A 255-nucleotide genomic window follows, 5' to 3' on the forward strand; every position below is an offset into this window, starting at 1 on the left:
TCGCATCTTTCGCGGTAATCGTGATTGTTTGACCTACTCCTGCCGTTTGCGTGCCGCTTCCCGTGATAATCAACTTAGTCGCTGAGCCTGGGTTTACCGTTATAGCACTCGAGCTTACTGGAGCCCCCGTTGCTGGACTAAACGTGAAGCTACCTGAGCCCGAAGTTCCTGTAAACATTAAGCCTAAGCTTGTCAAGTTCGCCACTCCACTACTAAAGTCGCCTGCTCCATTTAATTTATTCGTGCCCGATAAGC

At 49.8% G+C, this 255-nt stretch carries 1 protein-coding gene; it reads right to left on the reverse strand.

What is annotated here, in order from left to right:
* Nucleotides 1-255, reverse strand: a 255-nt coding sequence (locus SKC36_RS12365) for a hypothetical protein (RefSeq protein WP_459466083.1), incomplete at both ends; no start/stop codon positions are given.

The sequence above is a fragment of the Aquirufa sp. OSTEICH-129A genome (assembly GCF_054558355.1).